This is a genomic window from Paenibacillus polysaccharolyticus, assembly GCF_900102085.1.
GTDB classification, from domain to species: domain Bacteria; phylum Bacillota; class Bacilli; order Paenibacillales; family Paenibacillaceae; genus Paenibacillus; species Paenibacillus polysaccharolyticus.
Window position 1 is genome coordinate 41,172 of the sequence record NZ_FMVM01000025.1, and the last position, 25,876, is coordinate 67,047.

Sequence of the window (25,876 nt, forward strand, 5' to 3'; positions counted from 1 at the left end):
TATTCGAATCCGTTTGAACTCTCTTCAATGTGGCAATGCTAGTCATAGAGTTGGAGAGTACGAAAAACGGAGGGATATCGGATGAAACAAATTTTGTTGATCACCGACGGTTGTTCCAATGTGGGGGTAAGCCCGGTACTGGCAGCTGCGCAGGCACGCGAAGAGGGTATTACAGTCAATGTCGTAGGTGTAATTGATTATGGCACGATTGGCGAGCTGGGTAGTCGGGAGATTGAGGATATTGCGAGAGCTGGCGGAGGCATCAGTCAGACTGTAGGCACAAGACAGCTTGCCCATACGATGCAGATGATGACGAGAAAAACAGTGGTTCAGACTATTCAACAGGCGGTTAATAGAGAGTTAACACAAATTTTGGGAGAGAAGGGGACCAAGACTGTAACGGATCTGGAACCATCCCAGCGCTCACAGGTTGTGGAAGTGATTGACAATCTGACGGAAAATGCTGCCCTGCAGGTCACACTTCTGATTGACGTCAGTGCAAGTATGAAACCGAAACTGGCAGCAGTAGAAGAAGGGATTCGGGATTTGATGTTAAGCCTGCAGGCACGAGTAGGCAAAAGTCGTTTATCTGTATTTCATTTTCCAGGCCGCCACAGCGGAGAGGATGCGGTAATGGATATCGACTGGACCGATGATCCCGGGCGTGTTCGTTCCTTGTTTGGACGGTTGCAAACAAAGGGTGCAACACCGACAGGCCCTGCAATTCAGAAGGTGATTGATTTTTACCGTTATGGTACACTGGAGGAACAGCAGGAAATAGAAGGGAACTATCGCATTGAAAGAGAAGGGATGCTCGGTGACAACGTTGTCTGATGCCTCTTTCCCGCCAGGAACCGTCATTACGGGGAAATGGAACCGAAGTCGGTATACGATTCGAAAGTTGCTGGGCAGAGGCGCCAATGGGGTTGTTTTCCTCGTCCAGCGTGGAGAGAATGGCAAACATTATGCGCTCAAAATGGGATTTGACCCGGTTGATTTGCAATCGGAGATCAATGTACTCAAATCATTTCAATTACAGCGTAATCATGAAGCCCTTCGGCAGAGCGGCATTCCTTCCTATCTTAAAGATGTGGATGATTATGCCGTTCGTGGACGGGATATTCCTTTTTATGTGATGCGCTACGTTCGGGGTGAGGCTCTCCATCATTTCATTCGGCGTCAGGGAACGGACTGGACACTGCTGGTTGGATTAAGATTGTTGCAGAGACTCGCTCAATTACATCAGGCAGGCTGGGTATTTGGTGATCTCAAACCTCAAAATGTACTCGTGTCCGATTACGGTCATGTCGAGCTGATTGATTATGGCGGGGTAACGTCCATTGGACGAAGCGTTAAACAGTTCACGGAATGGTATGACCGGGGATTTTGGAATGCAGGTAGCCGAACTGCGGATGCTACATATGATGTGTTTGCGTATGCGCTTTTGATGATTCATATTTTGGAAGCGGACGCGCTGAAGTCTTTGGCTGCAGATGGCCTCCCACAATTGCGGAATGTGAGTCAACTTGTGATGTTGGTGGAAAAAAGCGAACGGCTGGCCCCTTTTCGTGAATGGATTATAGTGGCCCTACGGGGACAATTCCAGAATGCAGACCATGCTGCAAAATCGTGGAAGGAATTAATGGCACGTCCTACACAGATGCGCCGGCGTTCCAGAAGCAGCACACCGCGATGGCTGAAAAATGCATTTGCTCTATCGGTAATTCTACTTATCGGTGTACTTATCTATGCACTACGTTTTTGATGTTGGGCGTGCATATACATAACGCAAGGAATGAGGAACAGGTATGGAAGCTTCACGCTGGGAGACACTGGTGGATAACGTACTGGATGCAGCGGAAGAGCATCAGTTATGGGTTCCCGGGGACCGGATTGTCATCGCTGTATCGGGCGGGCCGGATTCGGTAGCTTTTTTGCATATCATGCATGAGATCAGCAAGCGACATGTGCCGCTTGAATTGATCTGTGCCCATGTACATCATGGATTTCGGACGGAGTCGGATGAAGAGGCCCGTCAGATGATGGATGTGGCACGTCAGCTTGGCCTTGCATTTGAGTGGGTCAAAGCCGATATACCTTCCTATATGAAACAGACAGGTCAGGGTCCACAGGAGGCAGCGAGGAACCGGCGTTACGCCTTTTTGCATGAAGTGGCTGACAAATATGGGGCAGCAAGTATTGCCCTGGCACATCATGCCGATGATCAGGCCGAGACAGTTATGCTTCATTTGCTCCGAGGTAGCGGGCTTTCGGGGCTGGCAGGTATGAAGTTCAAACGTCGTGAAAAAAATGTGGAACTTATCCGTCCATGCCTTCGTATAAACAAGACAGACCTTGTAGAAGCTTGTATTACACAGGGTTTTACTTATTTTCATGATGAGAGTAATGATCAACGAAAATATCGGCGTAATGCGATTCGTCTGGATGTGCTTCCATTTTTGGGGCAATATAATGGACAACTCACGCCGTCACTGAATCGACTTGCCGAAATTGTGGGTGACGAAGACGATTTCATGGAGCAGAGTACTCATGACACATACAGGTGTCTAGTGCAGGTGAACGGCGGAAGGCAGACCTTTGAGGTGCCTTCCTTCTTGAAGTTACATGTCGCTTTACAACGAAGGTTGATTAAACTAATATTGAATTATCTGCCTTTGGACAGTGATTTTGTCGACTTTACCCGTATTGAAACTATTCGGCGCAAGGTCATGGAGACCGAGGTGACGACCTGGAGCCTGGATATAGGACAGACACTCGTATGTGCCCGGGAGTATGATCTGATTTCTTTTGGCGAACGGGCAAGTGCACAGGGTCAATCTTACGAGTATCGTCTTGCACAATGGAGCGGAACTTATGAGCTTTCACTCACCGAGATTAACCGATATATCCGGTTGATGCCGATGAGTCCCGAAAACTATCATGTACCGGAATCGGCTGATCAGGCCGCATTTGATGCGAATGGGCTTCAGATGCCGCTGGTTGTACGTTCACGGTTACCTGGAGATACCATGAAGGTAATGGGATTAAACGGGAGCAAAAAGGTGAAAAATATTTTCATCGACGAGAAGATTCCCCCATCTGTCAGACCACGCATTCCTGTGGTTTGTGATGGAGCAGGCAATGTCATCTGGTTACCGGGTGTTCGCCGGTCCGATATGGCTCCTGTCAGGGAGAGCACTTCCGCAATCCTGTACATGACTGTAGGCGATTCAGCGATTCAGGGGTAGTGGTTATGGTTCAGGTAAGGCTTTCATAGTATAACTTAGGAGGTTCGCACAGTTGCAGAACGACATTCAGGAAGTATTGATCAGTGAAGAAGAAATTCAGAGTAAGGTTAAGGAATTAGGCGCAACACTTAGTGCCGATTATGCTAACCGGAACCCTTTGGTCATTTGCGTGCTCAAAGGTGCGTTTATATTTATGGCTGATTTGGTTAAGAACATAACGGTACCGGTTGAGATGGATTTTATGGCCGTATCCAGTTATGGTGCATCTACCAAGTCATCCGGTGTTGTCAAAATCATCAAGGATCTGGATGTATCCGTTGAAGGACGTGAAGTTCTGATTGTCGAAGATATTATCGACAGCGGACTGACCCTCAGCTATTTGATTGAACTGTTGGAAAACCGCGGTGCTGAAACCGTACGTGTGGTGACATTGTTCGATAAACCATCCGGCCGCAAAGTGGAACTGGAAGCTCACTACACGGGCTTTGATATCCCTGATGCGTTCATCGTGGGGTACGGTCTGGATTATGCCGAGCAATACCGGAATCTTCCTTATATCGGGATTCTGAAACCAGAAATCTACACAAGCTGATATCCAGTAAGGCCGAAGCCTTGAGCTGTTCTTGGCTTCTATTGAGAAGCCATGTCGGGCTATGTTAAAATAATTAAAGTGTCTCGAGAGGAGGTAGGGGATGAATCGGTTCATCCGGAATTCTGGTTTTTATTTGATTCTTTTTTTAGTTGTGGTGGGTTTAGTTAGATTTATCACAGATGGAAACGATGTTATAGAAAACCCTAGATATGATCAGTTTCGTGCTGAGGTTAAAGCCAACAATATCGCCGAAGTGACTGTTCAATTCAACGGTCAGACATATCTCGTGACCGGCCGATACAAACAAGCACCTGATGGGGCCAAATCAGAAAATTTCTCAACGTATATTCCTCCTACGGATGAGGCAATTACCGAACTTGTAGCTGCAAGTGAAGCTAACAAATTTGAATATCATCAGGAACCAATGAAAGGTGACAGCATCTGGTTGACGTTGCTGACTTCCTTTATTCCTTTGATCATTATGTTCCTGCTGTTCTTCTTCCTGTTTAATCAGGCTCAAGGCGGCGGCGGTAAAGTAATGAACTTTGGTAAAAGCCGTGCTCGCCTCTACAATGAAGAGAAGAAGCGCGTTACATTTGAAGATGTGGCGGGTGCAGACGAGGAGAAACAAGAGCTTGTTGAAGTCGTAGACTTCCTCAAGGACCCTCGGAAGTTCGCAGCCGTTGGGGCACGTATTCCGAAGGGCGTATTGCTCGTAGGTCCTCCGGGTACAGGTAAGACTTTGCTTGCTCGTGCTGTAGCTGGTGAAGCAGGTGTACCATTCTTCAGCATTTCCGGTTCCGACTTCGTTGAAATGTTTGTCGGTGTCGGTGCATCACGTGTACGTGACTTGTTCGAAAATGCAAAGAAAAATGCGCCTTGTATCATCTTTATTGACGAGATCGATGCAGTAGGACGTCAGCGTGGTGCTGGTCTGGGCGGCGGTCACGATGAGCGTGAACAGACCCTTAACCAATTGCTCGTTGAGATGGACGGATTCGGTGCAAACGAAGGTATTATCATCGTTGCCGCAACGAACCGTGCAGACATTCTGGACCCTGCGTTGTTGCGTCCAGGCCGTTTTGACCGTCAAATTACAGTGGATCGTCCAGACGTCAAGGGCCGTGAAGCTGTACTGAAAGTACACTCCCGTAATAAACCGCTCACGAAAGATGTGAGATTGGACATCATCGCGAAGCGTACAACAGGTTTCTCGGGTGCAGACCTGGAGAACTTGCTGAATGAAGCGGCATTGCTTGCAGCACGCCGTAACAGAAAAGATATATCCATGCGTGAAGTAGATGAGGCGATTGACCGAGTCATCGTTGGTACGGAGAAGAAAAGCCGTGTCATCAGTGATCGGGAGAAACGCATTGTTGCTTATCACGAAGCAGGCCATACCATTGTAGGATACTTCCTGGAACATGCTGATATGGTACATAAAGTGACCATCATTCCGCGCGGACGTGCGGGTGGATATGTAATCATGTTGCCAAAAGAAGACCGTATGCTCGTTACCAAACAGGAGTTGCTGGATAAAGTAACCGGACTTCTCGGAGGTCGCGTGGCGGAAGAATTGTTTATCGGTGAGATCGGTACCGGTGCATACAGTGACTTCCAACAAGCGACAGGTATCGTGCGCAGCATGGTTATGGAATACGGTATGAGTGAGAAACTGGGTCCAATGCAATTCGGAAGTTCACAAGGACAGGTATTCCTTGGACGGGATATCGGTCATGAACAGAATTACTCGGATTCCATCGCATATGAGATCGACCAAGAGATGCAGCGCTTTATTAACGAGTGTTATGAGAAGTGTAAAGCTCTCCTTACCAAACATACAAGAGAGATGCATCTGATCGCTGAAACACTGCTTGAAGTGGAGACACTGGAAATGGATCAGATCAAGCAATTGATTGAAACAGGTTCCTTGACACCAAAAGCAGAAGGTGATAACTCAGGAGAAGGTACGCCAAATGAAGGCGGCGAGCCAATCATTGATAACATCGGTGATGTTCGCGTTCGCATTCAAGGCAAAGATGAAACATCTGAGCCACCAGCTGGAGATATTCCAAACGAAGCTCCTGACCTGGATAAGGGCAGCAATGATCCGAATGATGGTGGCTCAAAGCCAACATCTTAATATGTAACATGTCTGGTCATGTGACCGGAATGAAAAGAGAGCCCTTGTGGCTCTCTTTTTTTGTAGGATTTATTCAAGATCAGAAGAAACAGATAATCAAGAGCTATATGGCGAACCGGATAGCATAAGGGGGATAAGGCAGTATATCCTGCCTTTTTTCATTTATTGACAGAGTCGTGAACGTTGTGTACATTAGTTGTTAAACCGCTTGTGATTCGTTTCACCAGCGAACATAACGACATAGGTTAGTCCATGAAACAGCGCTTGACGCTGTCCCGATAAGGAGAGGATCACAGGTGGAAGCTCTGGCTTTAGAGCGCAAGGCTGAGATGAATCGTGAGTTGCGTGAGCGGCTGATGGAACTCAAGAAGGAACGTAATGCTATTATTCTTGCTCATTATTATCAACGTGATGAAGTACAGGAAGTCGCAGATTTCCGGGGAGACTCTTTCCTGCTGGCCCAGAAGGCAGCGCAAACAGATGCGGATGTTATTGTATTCTGTGGTGTTCATTTTATGGGTGAAAGCGCTAAAATTCTGGCTCCGGGCAAAACCGTTTTGATCCCTGATGAACGTGCCGGGTGCCCAATGGCAGACATGGTGAACGTGGACGGATTACGTAAGCTGAAGGCACAACACCCGAACGCCAAGGTGGTCACCTACATTAATTCCTCGGCTGAGATCAAAGCAGAAACAGATATTTGCTGTACATCAGCGAATGCTGTTCGTGTAATCCAGTCTGTGGATTCCGAAGAAATCATCTGGGTACCGGACAAAAACCTGGGGCATTATGTACAGCAGCACACAGACAAGAAGATGATAATATGGGAAGGTTACTGCAATACACACGATATGCTTACGGTAAAAGATGTTGTTGAGATGAAGGCTAAATATCCGAATGCTGAGTTTGTGGTGCACCCCGAGTGTCGCCCTGAAGTTGTAGAAATGGGGGATTTTGTAGGCAGCACAACAGCCATTCTGGAATATTGCAAGAAATCCTCCACTAAGGAATTCATTGTCGGCACGGAGGATGGCACAGGATATCAGCTTCGCCTCGACAGTCCGGATAAACAGTTCCATTTTGCGACTAAGTTCCTGGTATGTCCGAACATGAAGGTGAACAACCTGAAGAAGCTGGTCAAATGCCTGGAGACGATGAAGCCTCAGATCTATGTCCCACCGGCTGTTGCTGATAAAGCCAGAGAATCACTAGAGCGCATGTTACTGGTGAAGTAACATGCGTTACTCTTGCTCCGAGACAGGTGAATAAGATGATACCGCAATATATATATGATTTTGACCTCTCTGCGCTGCCAATGGTGGAGACCGATGTACTGGTGATCGGTTCAGGCATTGCTGGTCTGTTTACCGCAATTAAGGCTAGCGAACAGCATCGTGTTCTGATGATTACGAAGAAGTCTTTACTTGAGAGTAACACCAGATATGCGCAGGGCGGGATTGCGGCTGTTATTGCTGAAGATGATTCTCCTGCGTACCACTTGCAAGATACTCTTGTTGCCGGAGCCGGTTTGTGTCGATCCGAGGCAGTTGAAGTATTGGTGAATGAGGGCCCGGACGGTGTCAGAGAACTGATCCGTCTGGGAACATTGTTCGATCTGGAGAACGGCGAGTTGGCGTTGACGCAGGAAGGTGCGCACAGCCACCGCCGTATTTTACATGCCAATGGGGATGCAACTGGATATGAGATCGTTAGGGCGCTCGCTGTTGAGGTTCACGAGCATTCAGGCATTGACGTTTGGGATGAGCACTTTGTGGTGGATTTGATTACGGATCGAGGAGAATGTATCGGTGCTCTGATTCTGAAAGAAGACGGCTCAAAGGTGTTTGTCAAAGCAAAAGCAACAGTGCTCTGCTCAGGCGGTGCGGGACAGCTGTATCGTTATACGACGAATCCGGATGTAGCTACAGCTGATGGGGTAGCTATGGCATACCGTGCGGGGGCTATAGTTCGTGATATGGAATTCATCCAGTTCCACCCGACATCCTTATGTTACCCGGGAGCACCCCGTTTCCTGGTATCTGAAGCGGTACGCGGGGAAGGTGCTTACCTCCGCAACGTGAAGGGTGAACGATTCATGGAGAAATATCATGCCCAGCTTGAACTGGCGCCTCGTGATATTGTAGCTAGAGCCATTGTCAGCGAGATGGAGCTGACAAACAGTACCTTTGTTTACCTCGACATTACCCATGAGCTACCGGAGATGGTGAAACATCGTTTTCCTACCATTTATGAAACTTGTATGCGTTACGGTCTCGACATGACTACAGATTGGATTCCGGTTGCACCTGCTGCGCATTATATGATGGGCGGAGTAAAGACGGACTTGAGTGGTGAGAGCAGTATCCCCCGTTTATTTGCCTGTGGCGAGGTATCCTCTACCGGCGTGCACGGAGCTAATCGACTAGCGAGCAATTCCTTATCTGAAGCGATTGTATTTGGACGCAGAATCGTGGATCGTATCCATGCGTTGCCGGCCATCGAAGAATCACTTGGAAGAGATGTGAAATCTCTGAGCATGGAGAATAAGAATATTAGCCGTGCAAAAGAACGGCAACATTCCAAGCCGGTATCGGAAAGACGTTTACGTCTGCAAAAGATGATGGTTCGTCAAGTGGGACTGCGAAGAAACGGAAAGAACTTGCAACAGGCAATGGATAAAATGCAACAGGAGTTGTCTTTTTTTGATCAAAGACTTACCCAAAGAGAAGAACTGGAGTATGCGAACCTTCTGACTTGTGCGTGGCTTGTAACCAGCGGAGCGCTGCACCGTGAGGAGAGCCGAGGAGCACATTACCGTGAGGACTTCCCTGCACGAGACGATATAATATGGCAGAAGCATAGTCTGCAGCAGCGAGAACAAGCGATTGTGGAGGAATGGATGTCATGATACTGAACGGATATAATGAGGAACTAATTGAGACGATCAAAGGCTGGCTGCGCGAGGATGTAGGTGCAGGGGATGTCACAACGAATGTGACCATTCCAGCGGGTAGTGAATCCAGGGCTGTGATTCATGCCAAAGATCATGGAGTCATAGCGGGCATAACGATTGCAGAGCTTGTATTTCAAGTCGTAGATCCGGAGCTTCGTTATACAGCAAAAGTAAAAGACGGTGATACAGTCACTCCTGGAACCATATTGGCTGAAGTTGAAGGGAGTACACATTCGCTCCTGACTGGGGAACGGCTCGCACTTAATCTGTTACAGCGTATGTCCGGTGTTGCTACCCGAACACGTTCCTACGTAGATGCTCTTGATGGATTGAAGACCAGACTTGTCGATACGCGCAAAACAACACCAGGCCATCGCTTGCTGGAAAAGTATGCTGTACGTGTGGGGGGCGGAGCCAATCACCGGTTTGGACTGTATGATGCCGTTATGATCAAAGACAATCATATTAAAGGTGCAGGTAGCATTACAGAAGCTGTGCAGCGAGCACGGGCAGTTATTCCGCATACGATGACGATTGAAGTTGAAACGGAAAACATTGCTCAAGTACAGGAAGCCTTGCAAGCTGGGTCAGATATCATTATGCTGGATAACATGCGGCCTGATCGGATGCGAGAAGCAGTCGCTCTGATTCGTGAACAGGCTCCGCATGTGAAGATAGAAGCATCCGGCAATGTGTCACTTGAAACGATTCGCGGAATAGCGGAAACGGGTGTGGATGTAATTTCGGTTGGCAGGTTAACCTATTCTTTTGAGAGCCTGGATATCAGCCTGGATTTAAACGAAAAGAAAGAGGGGTGAACCTCTTTGATTCTAGTCGTAGACGTGGGCAATAGTAACATCGTGCTCGGGGTATATCAGGGCCGTGAACTATTGCATCATTTTCGTCTCAGCACATCTCGTCAGTCCACAGTGGATGAATACGGCGTATTGATTTATAATTTATTTCATATGTCCGGTATTTCTGCCCGGGACATTGAGGGTGTCATTATTTCATCAGTGGTTCCACCGCTGGTGAGTGTCATCGAAACGATGTGTGTGAAATATGTGGGCAAAAAACCATTGCTGGTTGGGCCCGGTATCAAGACCGGCCTGAATCTACGATATGAGAATCCGCGTGAAGTAGGGGCGGATCGGATCGTGAATGCTGTGGCGGCCGTGGAAAAATACGGCGGCCCCCTTGTGGTCGTTGATTTTGGTACAGCCACGACGTTCGACTGTATTGATGAGAAAGGCCATTACCTGGGAGGCGCGATTGTACCTGGTATTCACATTGCTACCGAAGCTCTTTACGAGCGAGCAGCGAAGCTACCGCGAATTGAGCTGGAGAAGCCGAAGAAGGTGATTGGGCGCAATACCGTGCATGCCATGCAGTCCGGCATCATCTATGGTTATGCTGGCCAAGTGGACGGCATCGTAGAACGAATTCGCGAAGAGATGAAGGCTGAACCTATGGTTATTGCCACAGGAGGTCTTGCTACTCTGATTGCAGAAGAAACCCGTAGCATTGAGAAAGTTGATCCACTGCTTACGCTTGAGGGACTACGTGTCATCTACGAGCGGAACCGGGAAAGGTAGACATACAAAGGGCGGCATACAGCAGGCTGGAATTACAGCTTAAATGTTGAGCCGTTTTTTTCTGTTACGATATTAAAATGACACGCCAAAGGAGGCTGAATGACTTGGAAAACAACAACAAACATGACCGATTGATCCGTGGTACAGCGATGAATGGAAAGGTAAGAGCGTTTGCCGTTCAGACCACAGAACTGGTAGAAGAACTGCGTAGAAGACATGATACGTTTCCTACGGCTACAGCAGCTATGGGGCGTACAGTAACGACAGCAGCCATTATGGGTGCCATGCTTAAAGGTGATGAGAAACTAACTATACAAGTGAACGGAGATGGCCCAATTGGCCAGATCGTAGCCGACGCTAATGCCAAAGGTGAGGTGCGCGGTTATGTTTCCAATCCGCATGTACATCTGCCAAGCAATCGTTTTGGCAAATTGGATGTAGCTGGGGCGGTGGGTACAGAAGGTTTCATTAATATAACGAAGGATCTGGGACTGAAAGACCCGTACCGTGGTAGCATTCCGATTATCTCGGGCGAACTGGGCGAAGACTTTACGTATTATTTTGCTCAGTCAGAACAGACGCCTTCTGCTGTTGGAGTGGGTGTGCTGGTTGATACGGATAACTCGGTTATTGTTTCGGGCGGATTTATTATTCAGCTTCTCCCAGGCCTCACTGATCCCGAGATTACAGAAATCGAGAATGCCATTGGTGCACTGCCTCCGGTGACAACCTTGTTGAACGAAGGACTCGAGCTAGAGGAATTGTTGCGCAGTCTCCTGCCGGATGTGCAGGTCATGGGCGAACTGGATATTCGTTTTAGATGTAGTTGTTCTCGTGAACGTCTGGAACAAACCTTAATCAGTCTTGGTCAGTCCGAGCTGGGGCAATTAATTGAAGAAGAAGGGCAAGCTGAAGTGGTCTGCCAATTCTGTAATGAAGCGTATGATTTTAACAAAGAGCAGCTAGAGGCCATCCTAGAACAAGCCAAGAATTGATCGATGCGGGGACGGGATGAGGTATGACCAGACAGGAAAAAGGATTATGGACGGCGGTCGTTATTTTGACACTTGGCGTGCTCGTGATGGGTACATTCATGGCGATGCAGGTGCTTCATCAGGGGAAAGAAGATGCAGAGACACCTCATGATGCCAACAAGGAAGAGGGAAGTACGGTTGCAACGATTAACGGTGAAGTGATTACGGATAAAGATTGGACAGATGCATTAAAACGACGTTATGGCAGTGAAATCCTGCTGCAGATGTTGAACCGAAAAGCGGTTTATGCTGAAGCCCTTCAACGCAATCTGGTGGTTACTCCGAAAGAGATCGCAAGAGAAATGGCTGGAGCGATGGATGGGTATGATTCAGAGAAGTCATACTATGATGCTATGAAATCACAGCTTGGCCTGTCGAAGCAGGATCTCGAATTAGAGGCAGGTTACCGTCTACTGCTCGAAAAGATTGCTACCGCAGGTATTCAGGTGAAGGATGACGATATTCAAAAATACTGGGTAGAGCATCGAGAAGACTATATCACCCCTGAGAAATATGATCTGTCTATTATTGTGGTAAAAGAAAAGTCTGATTCAGAGGCTATATTGACGGAGCTTCGGAACGGGAAAGATTTCGAAGAAATGGCTCGCTCCGAATCAGAGGATAGTTACTCCCGAGATGCGGGAGGTAAACTAGGGTGGATTGATCAGAACGACCCTTTCCAACCTAAATCCATTTTGCAAAGGGCTGCCAATATGTCAATCGGTGATATTGCTGGTCCAGTGAAAGTTGAGGACGGTTATGCCATCATCAAACTGAATGACAAAGCCGAACGCCAGGAGCAGTCAGCAAAGGAAGTACATGAAGAGATTCGTATGGAGCTGGCCTTAAGTCAGGCTGATCCACTTCCGCAAGTGGAACAGATGCTGCGCGATAAATACAAGGCTGTGATCATCTCCGAGATTCCTGCCTCCTGAAACGAAGATTGACAATTTTCCTGTCTTATAGAAGTTGCATCTTGATAAAAATACTTTGTCTACGGTCTCAGGGCCCAAGGCAAAGTATTTTTTTGAGTACTCATATTGACAATGGCGTGTAACGTTGATAAGATGAAAATAATCAAAAACCTACTCGTTTACTCGGATATAAATGCATCATAATATGCATGAATTTAGATGTTTTCAATGTAATAAAGAAACTTTCGGAAAACTCGGCGCTACCTACACCTGTTTGCGTGGTTCTTTATGCAGAAAGGAACGGATAATCACCGGATTTCCGCAGTTCTTCATAAACATCCAGAGGCTGACTCGCACAAATCACATAAGTTTACAGGAGTTAAGTACCATTTATACCATTAAGGAGGGCATTCATATGGCTAAAGTAGTTAATAACGTAACTGAACTCATCGGAGGTACTCCGCTTGTTCGTTTGAACAATATCGTACCTGAAGGTAGTGCTGAAGTATTGGTGAAGCTGGAATACCAGAACCCAGGATCAAGTGTTAAAGATCGGATCGCAGTTAGCATTGTTGAAGAAGCGGAAAAAGAAGGCAAGCTGAAACCGGGTGGTACGATCATTGAGGCAACAAGCGGTAACACGGGGATCGGCCTCGCGATGGTTGCTGCTGCTAAAGGCTACAAGTCTGTTATTGTAATGCCTGAGACGATGAGCTTGGAGCGTCGTAACCTGCTTCGTGCTTATGGTGCTGAGCTTGTACTTACACCTGGAGCAGAAGGAATGAATGGTGCAGTCAAAAAAGCCGAAGAGCTGTTGAAAGAAAACCCGTCCTACTTCATGGCGGAGCAGTTCAAAAACAAAGCAAATGTGAAGATTCACCGCGAAACGACAGGTCCTGAAATCGTTGAAGCGATCCAGTCTGTAGGCGGCACGCTTGATGCATTTGTTGCGGGCATCGGTACTGGCGGAACAATCACAGGTACGGGTGAAGTGTTGAAAGAAGCGTTCCCTGGAATCAAAATTGTGGCTGTAGAGCCGGCAGCATCACCAATTCTGGCTGGTGGCAAACCGGGTCCTCACAAAATTCAGGGAATTGGTGCAAACTTTATTCCTGAAATTTTGGATCAAGAAGTATATGACGAGATCATTCACATCGAGAATGATGATGCATTTGAAACGGCTCGTGCTGTTGCAAAAGAAGAGGGTATTCTGTCCGGTATTTCATCCGGTGCAGCGATTCGCGCAGGACTTCAAGTAGCCAAACAACTGGGTGCAGGTAAACGCGTTGTCGTTATCGTGCCAAGTAATGGCGAACGTTATCTGAGCACACCGCTTTACAATTTCGAGGCGTAATTCAGACATAGGACCTATCTTTTACCGGATAAGCTTAATGTTTCTGAACAGTTTATATCAATCCTTTCTGCCCTGACGGGTAGGGAGGATTTTTTGCGTAATGCTTTTAAAAGCAACGGCGCTTTAGTATACTATCAAACAATAAGAACTATATAAGTTGAACACTCGGTTGCACAACTTATATAGTGACACAAGAAGGGCGGCGGGCCGCAGTGACACACCTGATGACAACATACGCCGACTGGGAAGCATGGGCTGGACAAGGCTGGACAATGTTACCATATATAACGAAGTCGGATGAGGGACCGTATCATGGCGGTTTACCGCTAACGTGGGAGGCAGCGTGGCAGCAAGCATCTCCTAATGCAATTGTGCTGGAGAATGGCAAAGGCGGAAGGTATACTTTCCTCGGCTTAAATCCGGTATCCATCGTTTCCGGCAAAGGACAGGAAGCCACAATTCATGACGTGTTTCAAGGAACAAGCAGAACAGATCAGGGCAATCCGCTGGATGTGCTAAAACGGTGGACATCACCTTACCGAGCACCCAAGGTTGACGGAGCACCAGATTTTGCAGGCGGTTGCGCCGGATACCTCAGTTATGATGTAGCCAGATCACTGGAGAAACTGCCAACGATTGCTGAGGATAATCCTGCACTTCCAGATTACTGGTGGATGCGCTTTGAGGAAATATGGGCATACGACCATGAGCAGCAGGCTCTTTTTTGTATGGTGCATCTGGAAGTGAGTGCTGAACAGCAGGAACAGGCCAATCTACAGAGTCTCTATGCTGCGGCTGGGAAACGTGCGGTAGCCATGCAGCAACGCTGGCTTCATATTATGGGTTTCGCTCAGGCAGAGGAGCAACAGCAAGCGTTAGAGCTCCGTCACAGGCGAGTTCATCTTGCCCTACGCACAGAAGAATCCGAACGGGAAACAGAGGGATGGAGGACGTCCTTCCCACAAAAGGATTTTGAACAAGCTGTTCTTCAGGTACAGGAGTATATCAGGCAAGGCGATGTATTTCAGGTTAATCTGTCCCTGCGACATGAAAAGCAGCTCCAATCCAGTAGCGAGCATATCTATGAATGGCTGCGTATCGTGAACCCGTCACCCTATATGGGAATGCTTCGCAGTCCCGAATTCCAACTGGTCAGTGGATCGCCAGAATTGCTCGTCAAAGTGGAGAACGGCAAAGTGAGTGCGCGGCCCATCGCAGGAACACGAAGAAGAGGACGAGATGAAGCAGAGGATCAGGCGATGGCAGATGAGTTGCTTGGCAGTGAGAAGGAGCGAGCCGAGCATATTATGCTGGTTGATCTGGAGCGCAATGATATCGGTCGAATTGCTGCGTATGGATCGGTTCATGTTCCTGAGTTAATGACAATCGAGAAATATTCGCATGTTATGCACCTGGTTTCACAGGTGGAAGGCAAGCTGGCGGAAGGATTAACTGTGTTTGATGTCATTGCCGCAACGTTTCCTGGCGGAACGATAACGGGTGCTCCGAAAGTACGCACGATGGAGATTATCGAAGAGCTTGAGCCAGTACGACGGGGGCCATATACAGGGTCAATCGGATGGATAGACTACAGTGGCAATATGGAGCTGAATATCGTTATACGCACTCTTGCGATTAAGGATGGGACGGGTTATGTGCAGGCTGGTGCAGGTATTGTCATTGATTCCGATCCATATCGCGAGTACAAGGAGTGTTCCAACAAGGCTAGAGCAATGATGCGAGCTGTGAACTACAGTGAACGAGCGGAGGCTGACACAGCGCAGGCATCAGCAGGAGAACCCCAACGCGAGCAGAAACACACGAACAGAACAGAATGAAGCGATGAAATGGAATAAGTTAAAATAAACAAAGCATCCGCCGTAATCTGCGGTGGAATATGAGGAGGAGCAGACCTATGATTCTGGTTATCGACAATTACGATTCCTTTACCTACAACCTGGTTCAATATCTGGGTGAATTGGGGGAGACGGTGGAAGTTCGCCGCAATGACGAGATTGATCTGGCAGGTATTGAAGCACTGGCACCGGATCATATTCTGATCTCTCCAGGTCCATGTACACCGAATGAAGCGGGGATCAGCTTGGCAGTTATCGAACATTTCAAAGGAAGCATTCCCATTTTTGGCGTCTGTCTTGGACATCAGGCGATCGGGCAGGCGTTTGGAGGCAATGTCATTCGAGCGGATCGGATGATGCACGGCAAAACATCGGAGATGCATCACCAGGGTACATCGGTATTTACGGGGCTGCCTTCTCCGTTTACGGCAACTCGGTATCATTCATTGATCGTGGAACGTAGTAGCCTGCCGGATTGTCTGGAGATTACAGCGGAAACAGCTGAAGGAGAGATCATGGGTCTGCGTCACAAAACGTATGCGATTGAAGGTGTACAGTTCCACCCGGAATCCATCATTACAGATCATGGCCATCAGATGCTTCGCAATTTCCTAGCACAGCAAAAAGCGAACGTATAATATGCAATATGCCGCGATTAACGGGGAACTGGTTCAACTGGCGTCGGCTGTGGTTCCTGTAACGGATCACGGCTTTTTGTACGGACTGGGGCTGTTCGAGACCTTTCGAACATACCAAGGAGTTCCCTACCTTCTGGAAAGGCATCTGGAGCGCATGGCTTCAGGCTGTGAAGAGTTGGGCATTCCTTTTACAGTGACAGCAGAGGAAGTCAAAGACTGGATATCCCGTCTGATGCAGGGAAACGAACTTAAGGATGCGTACGTGCGTTATACAGTATCTGCTGGTGAAGCGCCTCTTGGACTACCTTCGGGGAATTATACAGACCCCACACATGTCGTACTGGCAAAATCATTACCTGACCCTTCTCCTACTCTGTATGAAAGGGGCAAAATGCTACAACGTCTATCTACACCTCGTAATACACCGGAAAGCCAAATCAGATTCAAGTCGCTTCATTACATGAACAGTATCTTGGCGAAACGTGAATTAAACACTTATGTTGGGCAAGACCAGCGATTACTGAGCGCAGAAGGATTACAACTTACGCGCGACGATTATGTTGCGGAGGGCATTGTCAGCAATATATTTTGGGTGCGAGAGAAAGTTCTCTACACCCCTTCGTTGTCAACAGGCATTCTTCCAGGGATCACTAGAGCGGTGGTGATGGAGATTGCTGCAGATCAAGGCATCGCTTGCGTAGAGGTGCAGGCACTATGGGAAGATCTACAGCAAGCAGATGAAATTTTTCTGACGGGTTCCGTAGCCGAGCTCGTGCCAGTGACGACGTTGCGGGATCTGAGCGGCACTGAAACAGATATCAGCAATGGACGGATTGGTCCGGTAACGGCAGTACTGCTGCGTATGTACCGGGAGAAAGCGGGGTATACTTCATGACACTTACACCGGTCATCTATGAACGGAAATATGAATGGGGACCAGCTTCAATTATGCTGGGATCCCGGACGCAGATTATGGGCATTTTGAATGTCACGCCAGATTCGTTCTCAGATGGTGGGCGCTACAATAATGTGGAGCGGGCAGTAGCCCATGCGAAACAAATGATGGAGGACGGTGCGGATCTGATTGATATCGGTGGAGAATCCACCCGTCCAGGATCAGAGGTGGTCGGCGCAGATGAAGAACTTCATCGAATTATTCCGGTGATCGAAGCCTTGCGTGCAGAGGCGCCACATATTCCGATCTCCGTGGATACGTACAAGGCTGACGTTGCGCGCCAAGCCATTCTGGCAGGGGCTCATATCATCAACGATGTATGGGGGGCCAAGGCCGACCCGGATATGGCGCGGACTGCTGCTGAGCTGGGTTGCCCGATTATTCTGATGCATAATCGGCAGGCAAGAGACTACACCGATTACCTGCCTGATGTTGTGCGTGATGTGCAGGACAGCGTTCAGCTTGCGCTTGCAGCGGGCGTAGAGGAGAGTCAGATTATACTGGACCCAGGGATTGGTTTTGTGAAGGACCTCTCGGAGAACCTGGAGTTGATGTCTTCTCTCGGTCTGTTAAACGAGTTGGGGTATCCCGTGCTGCTTGCTACATCCCGCAAAAGATTCATCCAGCACACGCTGGATGTAGGTGCTGACGATGCGCTGGAAGGTACAGCAGCAACGGTTGCATTTGGCATTGCCCAAGGCTGCCAGTTGGTACGGGTTCATGATGTGAAGCCGATCCGGCGGACGGCGGACATGTGTGATGCGATGTTATATCGTTCTCCGGGCTTACGGAGAAGATCATAATGGAGGGCCTTCACGGCCCCTTCATGTTGAAGCGAAGCGTTTTGATATAGAAAGTATTTGAATAGAAGGCAGGGGAACTGGATGGACAGAATGGTATTGCACCGCATGGAGTATTACGGGTATCACGGTGTGTTTGCAGAAGAACGAAAGCTGGGTCAGCGGTATTACATTGATCTGGAGATCGATATGGATCTGGGTGAGGCTGGGCGCAACGATGATCTGACCAAAACGATTAATTACGCAGAGATTCATGAGCTGGTGAAGCAGATCGTCGAAAATAAATCATTCCAGTTAATTGAAGCGTTGGGTGAACATATTGCATCTTCTTTACTAGACACTTATACTATTATCAATGCATTGACAGTCAAGGTGACGAAGCCGCACCCGCCATTTGATATTCATTTTGGAGGCGTAACGGTAGAGCTTCGCCGCTCAAGAAAGTGAGAACCGATCATGATTGCACATTCGACCTCTGAATCCTCAGAGGCTTATATTGCTTTAGGGGCTAATTTGGGTAATCGGGAGCAGACGCTTCTTGAAGCGTTAACACTTCTGAATGAACACCCTCATATATCTGTGCTACGCTGTTCTGCACTATATGAGACAGAGCCGGTAGGATATGTCGATCAGCCTGCGTTTTTGAATATGGCTGCTACAGTCAGTACAAGTCTGACTCCGGAGCTTTTGCTCGCCGAATTGCTCAGTGTAGAGAATCAGCTTGGACGGATTAGGGATATTCGCTGGGGCCCACGTACGGTGGATCTGGACTTGCTCTGGATGCATGGAGAGACGCGAGATACTGAACTGCTTCAACTGCCGCATCCCCGTATGGGAGAGCGGGCTTTTGTACTGGTGCCGCTGTCGGACATCGTACCGCAGGACGAGGCATCAGGTCTGCATACCTTTGTACACGCATCGTTGTCTGTACTGGATGGAAAGGATGGAATACAGCGTTGGAAAACATGCAATTGGCCAACCGAATCCGGGCGTTCCGGAAGCTGAAAGGGTTAACCCAGCATGAGCTTGCAGCCGAGACAGGCATATCTTTGGCTATTCTGGGGACGATTGAACGGGGAAATCGCAAGGTGACAGCACAGGAACTGAACAAGATTGCGGGTGTGCTCGCGATTAGTATCGAGGAATTACAAGGGAAATAAAGAACGACGGACAGCGAAGAACGGATAAAGAGGTGAACTAGCAGACATGCTTAAGATTGGTAATATTGAAATGAAAAATCAGGTTGTTCTCGCACCCATGGCTGGAGTATGCAATCCGGCTTTTCGCTTGATCGCCAAAGAGTTTGGTACAGGTCTTGTCTGTGCAGAGATGGTGAGTGGCAAAGCCATTGTGCATGGCAACCAGCGGACACGCGAGATGTTATTTGTGGATGAACGTGAGAAACCGCTCAGTCTGCAGATTTGGGGAGGCGACCGGGAATCGCTTGTCGAGGCAGCTAGAATCGTAGATAAGGAAACCAATGCAGATATCATTGATATTAACATGGGGTGTCCTGTTCCGAAGGTAACGAAGTGTGATGCAGGTGCACGCTGGTTGCTGGACCCGAACAAAATCTATGAGATGGTATCGGCTGTTGTAGAAGCTGTTGAGAAACCAGTCACCGTTAAAATGCGGATCGGCTGGGACAACGAACACATCTATGTAGTGGAGAACGCTCTTGCGGTGGAACGCGCTGGTGGAAGTGCTGTCAGCGTGCATGGACGTACAAGAGAACAACTCTATACAGGTACAGCGGATTGGTCCCATATTAAAAATGTCAAAGAGGCTGTCTCCATTCCAGTCATCGGTAATGGCGACGTATCTTCACCGGAAGATGCACGCCGTATGCTGGACGAGACCGGGTGTGACGGAGTAATGATCGGGCGTGCTGCCTTGGGTAATCCATGGATGTTATATCGCACAATTCAGTATCTGAGTTCAGGCCAGTTACCTCCTGACCCGAATGCAGAGGAGAAGATCCGTGTAGCTGTTTTGCATATGGATCGACTAATTGCACTCAAAAATGAGACCGTCGCTGTACGTGAAATGCGTAAACATCTGGCTTGGTACTTGAAGGGATTGAAGGGATCTGCCCGAATCAAGGACGTTATTATGGAAGGAACCAAACGGGATGAGATGGTGGGCATACTGGAGAACTTTGTGGAACAGTTGAAAATGGAAGGAAATCTGGAGTCTGAACCGGTAATTGCGGGTAATGCATCATAATTAGGAGCTGTGCTGTAAAACGTTTACAGCCGCAGGGGATGTAACATTGACTTTTCGAGATCGTTCACCTATAATTTCTCAGTATAAATTCGCCATGTGCGTTTACTAAGTATAGTGCATCAGGAGGAATATTCTATTTCTCTGGAGAACTTCATATAGTTTTGAAGATGTATGCGGGCGGAGTTCTGTCATCAGCACTGATTCCGTTGCCGTACAATCAAATTATTCCCATGACAGGAGAATCGGTTGAGATGAGCGACAAGGAAGTTATCCTTACACCAGAAGGACTCAAGAAGCTGGAAGAAGAACTGGAAACACTGAAGTCAGTGAAGCGCCGCGAAGTGGCTGAACGGATCAAAGTAGCTATTGGCTATGGTGATATCAGTGAGAACTCCGAATACGAAGATGCGAAAAATGAGCAAGCTTTTATTGAAGGACGTATCATCACACTCGAGAAGCTGTTGCGTAACGCACGAATTATCAACAGCGACGAAATCGATACCGATTCCGTAAGTGTGGGTGCAACCGTAACTGTAGAGGATTTGGAATTCGGCGATATCACAGAATATACGATTGTAGGTACAGCGGAATCCAATCCGCTTCAGAACAAGATTTCCAATGAAAGTCCTGTAGGTAAAGCTATTTTGGGCAAGAAAAAAGGTACAGTGGTTGATGTAAGTGTGCCTGCTGGCGTAATTCAATATAAAATTGTAGATATTAAAAAGCTGTAGTAACGAAGCAGTCAGGCGTAGTAGACAAAAGCTTCCTTAGGGAAGCTTTTTTCAACATTACGGACAAGCCTCACGCACAGGCTGCAATGTAAATAAGGAGATGAATACAGATCATGACGGATGAAGTCTTGAATCAGGAAACCGAACTTAGCGAGCTGTTACAGATTCGCCGCGACAAATTGGACGAGCTCCGCAACTTGGGAATCGACCCTTTTGGCCAAAAATACGTACGTACCGAAGAAGCCGGCTCCATTCTGAAGAAGTATGAAGAACTGACCAAGGAAGAGCTGGAAGAGAAGCACATCGAAGTCAGTATTGCCGGACGGATTATGGCGAAGCGGGGCATGGGTAAAGCAAGCTTTGCACATATTCAGGACCTGAGCGGCCGAATCCAGATCTATGTTCGTCAGGATAGCGTACCTGAGGACAAGTTTGCGGCATTCAGCCTGCTTGATCTCGGGGATATCGTTGGGGTAACTGGCGTTGTCTTCAAAACCAAAACGGGTGAGACTTCCGTTAAAGTAAAAGACCTGGAAGTGTTGTCGAAATCTCTTTATCCACTCCCGGATAAATACCATGGTTTGACTGACGTTGAACTGCGTTATCGCCAGCGTTATGTAGACCTGATCATGAACCCTGATGTGCAGCAGACCTTCATTATGCGTTCCAAAATCATTCAATCCATGCGTCGTTACCTCGACTCCCATGGTTATCTGGAAGTGGAGACACCCACATTGCATACAATCGCAGGTGGTGCGGCGGCTCGTCCGTTTATTACTCATCACAATGCGCTTGATATGGAACTGTACATGCGGATCGCGATTGAACTTCACTTGAAACGTCTGATTGTCGGCGGTCTGGAAAAAGTATATGAGATTGGCCGCGTATACCGGAACGAAGGTATGTCTACACGTCACAATCCGGAATTTACGATGATTGAGTTGTATGAGGCTTATGCGGATTACAAGGATATCATGGCTTTAACTGAAAACCTGGTTGCTCATATCGCACAGGAAGTATTGGGTAAACAAGTTATCCAATATGGAGATCATGAAGTGAATCTTAAGCCGCAATGGCGCCGTGTGACCATGGTGGATGCGGTTAAGGAAGTTGTCGGTGTAGACTTCTCCGTTCATATGACGGATGAGGAAGCGCACAGCTTGGCGAAACAGCATAACGTAAAAGTTGAACCACATATGACATTTGGTCACATCCTGAACGCCTTCTTCGAAGAGTTTGTTGAAGAAACGTTGATACAGCCAACGTTCATTATGGGACATCCGCTTGAAATCTCGCCACTGGCGAAGAAAAGCGATGCAGATCCACGCTTCACGGATCGTTTCGAGTTGTTTATCGTTGGACGTGAGCATGCCAATGCCTTCACCGAGCTGAATGATCCAATTGATCAGCGTCAGCGTTTTGAAGCTCAGATGTTGGAGAAAGAGCACGGTAATGATGAGGCTCATGAGATGGATGACGATTTCATCCGTGCACTTGAATATGGTATGCCACCAACAGGTGGTCTGGGAATCGGTATCGATCGTCTGATCATGTTGTTGACCAATTCACCGTCCATCCGTGACGTACTGCTCTTCCCGCATATGCGTCCACGTACACAAGAGTAAATAAGGAACGTATCTTTCGTTCATAATAGAAGAGGAACCTGCCACTTGCTTCAAGCTGGGGCAAGTTCCTCTTTGGGTTTACATAGGCAACTCATTCAGACGTGCTACGGGTCACAAGTTGCTCCTATTTTTATTTTGGTTAAAAGAGGTGCCCTTCATGAAGTTCAGGCTTCAGATCGCCAGGTTCATATCTCCTCCGTTAATATTGGTTGGCGGTTTCTTGCTAATTATCTCTATTGGGACCGTTTTGTTGATGTTGCCGTTTTCTAATCAGAGTGGCACACATCTAGCCTTTATTGATGCTTTATTCACAGCTACATCAGCGGCATGTGTGACTGGGCTAGTTGTGGTGGATGTAGGAACAACTTTCAATTTGTTTGGTCAGATTGTCATCATGATCCTGATGCAACTTGGCGGGCTCGGTTTCATGACCATGGCCACATTGTTTGCACTTGTGCTGGGCAAACGCATATCTCTTAAAGACAGGTTGCTACTGAAAGAGGCTATTAATGCGGACAGCATGGAGGGAATTGTACGGATTATCCGCAAGGTTCTGATCTTTTCATTCACTATTGAAGGGGTAGCTGCGGTCATTCTGGCTTTACGCTGGGCAACGGAGATGCCTTTTATGCAGGCCGTATACTACGGCATATTTCATTCCGTTTCCTTGTTTAACAATGGTGGGTTTGATCTGTTTGGCAACAGTTTTCAATATTATACCGGAGACTGGATTTTTAACATTACTGCTTCGATTCTTGTGATATCTGGTGGACTTGGTTTTGTTGTGTTGAATGACCTGTTTGAATATCGCAAACGCCGCCGGTTATCTTTGCAATCGAAATTGGTGCTGTCCGTGTCAGGTGCGTTGATCGGTATAGGCGCAGTGGTATTGTTTATTTTCGAATTCACCAACAGTCACACGCTTGGTTCACTAACTTGGAGCGAGAAGATCTACGCATCGTTCTTCCAGTCTGTCTCAACGCGTTCTTCCGGGACAAGTACGATTGACATTACGCAGATGCGACAAGCGACTCAGTTTTTCTTTATTTTGCTCATGTTTATTGGCGCTTCTCCAGGTTCGACAGGTGGAGGGATTAAAACAACCACGTTTCTGATCATGATTGGTGCTGTATATGCCATGATTCGGGGCAACAAGGACATTGTCTTTTTCCGTCAACGTGTACCTAAAGAGCTGCTCATGAGAGCCCTGACGATCATTATGGTTTCCCTCAGTATCTTCATGATTGTAGTGATGCTGTTACTTACAACCGAAGATGCACCATTCCTTTCCCTCATGTTTGAGGCTGCATCTGCTATTGGTACGGTGGGGCTGTCGGTGGGCGTAACCCATGAGATGACCAATTGGGGCAAAATCATTATTACCTTCACCATGTTTGTTGGTCGGATTGGGCCGCTAACGATTGCGTATGCACTTCGTCCCCGTAAAGAGAAGAAATTGTATCGCCATCCAGAAGGCCGGATCATTATTGGATAAAACAAAAAACGCAGACATTCGATATCTACCCCTATGAGTAATAATGGGGTGGTATTAAATGTACTGCGTTTTTTATGTTGCGCTCTAAGGGCATAGAGAGGTCAGATGTAAGGTGAGAGCCTCGTCCATAAGTTGGCCGTTCATCTGATCGGGTCTAAGCACGGCATGGATAGCCAAGCCGTCAATGAGAGCATATAGTCTCTCGATCTCAAGTTCCTGATTTAGATCTGGTCGGAAGATGCCGAGCTTCACCAGCGAAGTAATAACGATCTCGACAGCTCGTCTAATATCATTATATACAGTGTCAGCCAGTTTTTTGAGTGCAGGATCCGTTTTGGATTTGGCAGTAAAAGCGTACCACACCTCCATTTCAGCCATTTTCTCATCCGTATTGGGTATGAATTCAAGCAGTAACTGTTTCATATGTTCCATCGGAGGCCCGTCGAAAGACATACTTTGAATCCGGGCAGTCACCCGTTCCGAAACCAAATTCATTGCATATAACAGAAGCTCCGATTGAGTGGAAAAATAGTGGCGCATGGATCCGACCGAGATTCCAGCTTCCTCAGCGATATTTCGAACAGAAGCTTGTTCCATACCATTTTTCCGGATAATACGCCAAGCGGCCTCGGCTACGAGCAAGCGCTGTTTGTCATGATCAACGATTTTAGGCATGTCATGATTATAACACCATTGATTATTATGGTACAAAAGTGTTAAATTAATTATAATACAGTCGTATTATATAAAAGGGGTGTAATTATGGTTGCTTATTTCATTATTGCCTGTGAGATTGCATTTTGGATATTTGTCGCGGCAGGGCTAAGCGTACGGTATATGCTGGGTATGAAGCGATTGGGATTGGCTTTGCTTGCCGCCACACCAATTGTTGATGTTTTGTTGCTCGTAGCTACTGTAGTAGATCTTCAACGCGGAGCAACAGCAAGTATGGTTCATGGTATAGCGGCTATCTATATTGGAGTAAGCATCGCTTTTGGACATCATATGATCGCTTGGGCTGATCGTTACTTTCAATACTGGTTTAGAGGGGGAGAGAATCCTAGGCGGAATAAGTTATATGGAAGAGAACATGCAAGGAACGAGCGTATAGGGTGGGTCAGACATCTTTTGGCTTGGAGTATTGGAAGTGCGCTTTTGTATACTATGATATGGTGGATTGGTGATCCGGCTCGAACAGAGGTGTTTTCAGGTCTAATCCGAGTATGGGCAATGGTGCTGGGGATTGATCTCGTGATAAGTATTAGTTATAGCTTTTGGCCGAGGAAAGCTCCTGCTAAAAATATAGGTTAACGGTCAATAAGGGTAACCAGTTTTTATAAGATGTATTACTCATTTAATGCCCTATTTGCTCAGGTAATTCAGATTGTCTTATGAAATGATCAAGTTCTTGATAAAAGTGAAAAAAAAGCTTGCAATCAAAAATCATACATGGTATATTCTAATTCCGGCCAAGAAAACACAGTTTAGACGGTGCGGCAAGCTAATAAAAACAAGCTTCGAAAGAAACTTGAAAAAAGAGCTTGCAAAGTTGGTTCGGAAATGATATGATATAAAAGTTACTGAAGCGAATGAGTGACGGTGACTGAATATGTTTGATCTTTGAAAACTGAACAACGAGTGAGTATCGATCTTGCTTGCAAGATCAAAAATGAGATTTTTAATCTCGTCAGATTCAAAATGAGCTTATCGCTCTTTT

Annotated in this window: 25 protein-coding genes; 24 read left to right on the forward strand and 1 reads right to left on the reverse strand. The window is 47.3% G+C overall.

Translation table 11 applies throughout. The features are described from left to right. Positions 1 to 81 precede the first annotated feature (81 nt). The 23 genes from BLQ13_RS26070 (at position 82) to BLQ13_RS26180 (ending at position 24,159) form a co-directional block, all read left to right on the forward strand. Positions 82 to 834, forward strand: a complete 753-nt coding sequence (locus BLQ13_RS26070) for a VWA domain-containing protein (protein ID WP_090924623.1) — start codon at positions 82 to 84, stop codon at positions 832 to 834. Then, entirely contained in the window at positions 818 to 1,765 is a 948-nt protein-coding gene (locus BLQ13_RS26075) for a protein kinase domain-containing protein (protein WP_090924624.1), read from the forward strand. The genes BLQ13_RS26070 and BLQ13_RS26075 overlap by 17 nt, the downstream gene beginning before the upstream one ends. A gap of 43 nt (positions 1,766 to 1,808) precedes the next feature. Beyond that, the gene (gene tilS / locus BLQ13_RS26080) at positions 1,809 to 3,248 is read left to right on the forward strand and encodes a tRNA lysidine(34) synthetase TilS (protein WP_090924625.1); all 1,440 of its coding nucleotides are present in this window, start codon (positions 1,809 to 1,811) and stop codon (positions 3,246 to 3,248) included. Positions 3,249 to 3,300: 52 nt separating this feature from the next. Next, on the forward strand, positions 3,301 to 3,840 hold the full coding sequence (hpt, locus tag BLQ13_RS26085; RefSeq protein ID WP_090924626.1) for a hypoxanthine phosphoribosyltransferase: 540 nt from the start codon (positions 3,301 to 3,303) through the stop codon (positions 3,838 to 3,840). 100 nt (positions 3,841 to 3,940) lie between these two features. Next, positions 3,941 to 5,983, forward strand: a complete 2,043-nt coding sequence (gene ftsH, locus BLQ13_RS26090) for an ATP-dependent zinc metalloprotease FtsH (RefSeq protein ID WP_090924627.1) — start codon at positions 3,941 to 3,943, stop codon at positions 5,981 to 5,983. Between the two features lie 296 nt (positions 5,984 to 6,279). Further along, a complete protein-coding gene (gene nadA / locus BLQ13_RS26095; RefSeq protein WP_090924628.1) occupies positions 6,280 to 7,218 on the forward strand; it encodes a quinolinate synthase NadA in 939 nt (312 codons plus the stop codon). A gap of 35 nt (positions 7,219 to 7,253) precedes the next feature. Beyond that, positions 7,254 to 8,891, forward strand: coding sequence for an L-aspartate oxidase (gene nadB, locus BLQ13_RS26100; RefSeq protein WP_090924629.1), 1,638 nt, complete (start codon positions 7,254 to 7,256; stop codon positions 8,889 to 8,891). After that, positions 8,888 to 9,754 (forward strand): carboxylating nicotinate-nucleotide diphosphorylase, encoded by an 867-nt coding sequence (gene nadC / locus BLQ13_RS26105; RefSeq protein ID WP_090924630.1) that lies wholly within the window; start codon positions 8,888 to 8,890, stop codon positions 9,752 to 9,754. The genes nadB and nadC overlap by 4 nt, the downstream gene beginning before the upstream one ends. Positions 9,755 to 9,760: 6 nt before the next feature. Continuing rightward, complete coding sequence (locus BLQ13_RS26110) at positions 9,761 to 10,531, forward strand: type III pantothenate kinase (protein WP_090924631.1); 771 nt, start codon at positions 9,761 to 9,763, stop codon at positions 10,529 to 10,531. 77 nt (positions 10,532 to 10,608) lie between these two features. After that, positions 10,609 to 11,526 (forward strand): Hsp33 family molecular chaperone HslO, encoded by a 918-nt coding sequence (gene hslO, locus BLQ13_RS26115; protein ID WP_090924632.1) that lies wholly within the window; start codon positions 10,609 to 10,611, stop codon positions 11,524 to 11,526. A 23-nt stretch (positions 11,527 to 11,549) separates the two neighbouring features. Next, on the forward strand, positions 11,550 to 12,500 hold the full coding sequence (locus tag BLQ13_RS26120; RefSeq protein ID WP_090924633.1) for a peptidyl-prolyl cis-trans isomerase: 951 nt from the start codon (positions 11,550 to 11,552) through the stop codon (positions 12,498 to 12,500). A 394-nt stretch (positions 12,501 to 12,894) separates the two neighbouring features. Beyond that, complete coding sequence (gene cysK / locus BLQ13_RS26125; protein ID WP_090924634.1) at positions 12,895 to 13,833, forward strand: cysteine synthase A; 939 nt, start codon at positions 12,895 to 12,897, stop codon at positions 13,831 to 13,833. 224 nt (positions 13,834 to 14,057) lie between these two features. Beyond that, positions 14,058 to 15,671, forward strand: coding sequence for an anthranilate synthase component I family protein (locus tag BLQ13_RS26130; protein ID WP_090924650.1), 1,614 nt, complete (start codon positions 14,058 to 14,060; stop codon positions 15,669 to 15,671). Between the two features lie 77 nt (positions 15,672 to 15,748). Next, positions 15,749 to 16,327: an aminodeoxychorismate/anthranilate synthase component II gene (pabA, locus tag BLQ13_RS26135; protein WP_090924635.1), complete on the forward strand. Its 579-nt coding sequence runs from the start codon at positions 15,749 to 15,751 to the stop codon at positions 16,325 to 16,327. Position 16,328: 1 nt separating this feature from the next. Continuing rightward, positions 16,329 to 17,222, forward strand: coding sequence for an aminotransferase class IV (locus BLQ13_RS26140; RefSeq protein WP_090924636.1), 894 nt, complete (start codon positions 16,329 to 16,331; stop codon positions 17,220 to 17,222). Further along, positions 17,219 to 18,085, forward strand: coding sequence for a dihydropteroate synthase (folP, locus tag BLQ13_RS26145; RefSeq protein ID WP_090924637.1), 867 nt, complete (start codon positions 17,219 to 17,221; stop codon positions 18,083 to 18,085). Before BLQ13_RS26140 ends, folP begins: the two co-directional genes overlap by 4 nt. An 81-nt stretch (positions 18,086 to 18,166) precedes the next feature. Beyond that, positions 18,167 to 18,529 (forward strand): dihydroneopterin aldolase, encoded by a 363-nt coding sequence (gene folB, locus BLQ13_RS26150; RefSeq protein ID WP_090924638.1) that lies wholly within the window; start codon positions 18,167 to 18,169, stop codon positions 18,527 to 18,529. Between the two features lie 9 nt (positions 18,530 to 18,538). Further along, positions 18,539 to 19,087 (forward strand): 2-amino-4-hydroxy-6-hydroxymethyldihydropteridine diphosphokinase, encoded by a 549-nt coding sequence (gene folK / locus BLQ13_RS26155; protein WP_090924639.1) that lies wholly within the window; start codon positions 18,539 to 18,541, stop codon positions 19,085 to 19,087. Beyond that, entirely contained in the window at positions 19,039 to 19,242 is a 204-nt protein-coding gene (locus BLQ13_RS26160; RefSeq protein ID WP_167375851.1) for a helix-turn-helix domain-containing protein, read from the forward strand. Before folK ends, BLQ13_RS26160 begins: the two co-directional genes overlap by 49 nt. Before the next feature lie 46 nt (positions 19,243 to 19,288). After that, positions 19,289 to 20,308, forward strand: coding sequence for a tRNA dihydrouridine synthase DusB (gene dusB / locus BLQ13_RS26165; protein ID WP_090924641.1), 1,020 nt, complete (start codon positions 19,289 to 19,291; stop codon positions 20,306 to 20,308). 251 nt (positions 20,309 to 20,559) lie between these two features. Beyond that, entirely contained in the window at positions 20,560 to 21,039 is a 480-nt protein-coding gene (gene greA / locus BLQ13_RS26170; protein WP_090924651.1) for a transcription elongation factor GreA, read from the forward strand. Positions 21,040 to 21,152: 113 nt separating this feature from the next. Further along, on the forward strand, positions 21,153 to 22,664 hold the full coding sequence (lysS, locus tag BLQ13_RS26175; RefSeq protein WP_090924642.1) for a lysine--tRNA ligase: 1,512 nt from the start codon (positions 21,153 to 21,155) through the stop codon (positions 22,662 to 22,664). A 157-nt stretch (positions 22,665 to 22,821) separates the two neighbouring features. Further along, positions 22,822 to 24,159: a TrkH family potassium uptake protein gene (locus tag BLQ13_RS26180; protein WP_090924643.1), complete on the forward strand. Its 1,338-nt coding sequence runs from the start codon at positions 22,822 to 22,824 to the stop codon at positions 24,157 to 24,159. Between the two features lie 84 nt (positions 24,160 to 24,243). Here the strand turns inward: BLQ13_RS26180 and BLQ13_RS26185 are convergent, their stop codons facing one another. Next, positions 24,244 to 24,834 carry a TetR/AcrR family transcriptional regulator gene (locus BLQ13_RS26185; protein ID WP_090924644.1) on the reverse strand — a complete coding sequence of 197 codons (591 nt, stop codon included), beginning with the start codon at positions 24,832 to 24,834 and terminating at the stop codon, positions 24,244 to 24,246. A gap of 87 nt (positions 24,835 to 24,921) precedes the next feature. Here BLQ13_RS26185 and BLQ13_RS26190 point away from each other — a divergent pair, with 87 nt between their 5' ends. Next, entirely contained in the window at positions 24,922 to 25,470 is a 549-nt protein-coding gene (locus BLQ13_RS26190; RefSeq protein ID WP_090924645.1) for a hypothetical protein, read from the forward strand. The last annotated feature ends 406 nt before the right edge of the window (positions 25,471 to 25,876 follow it).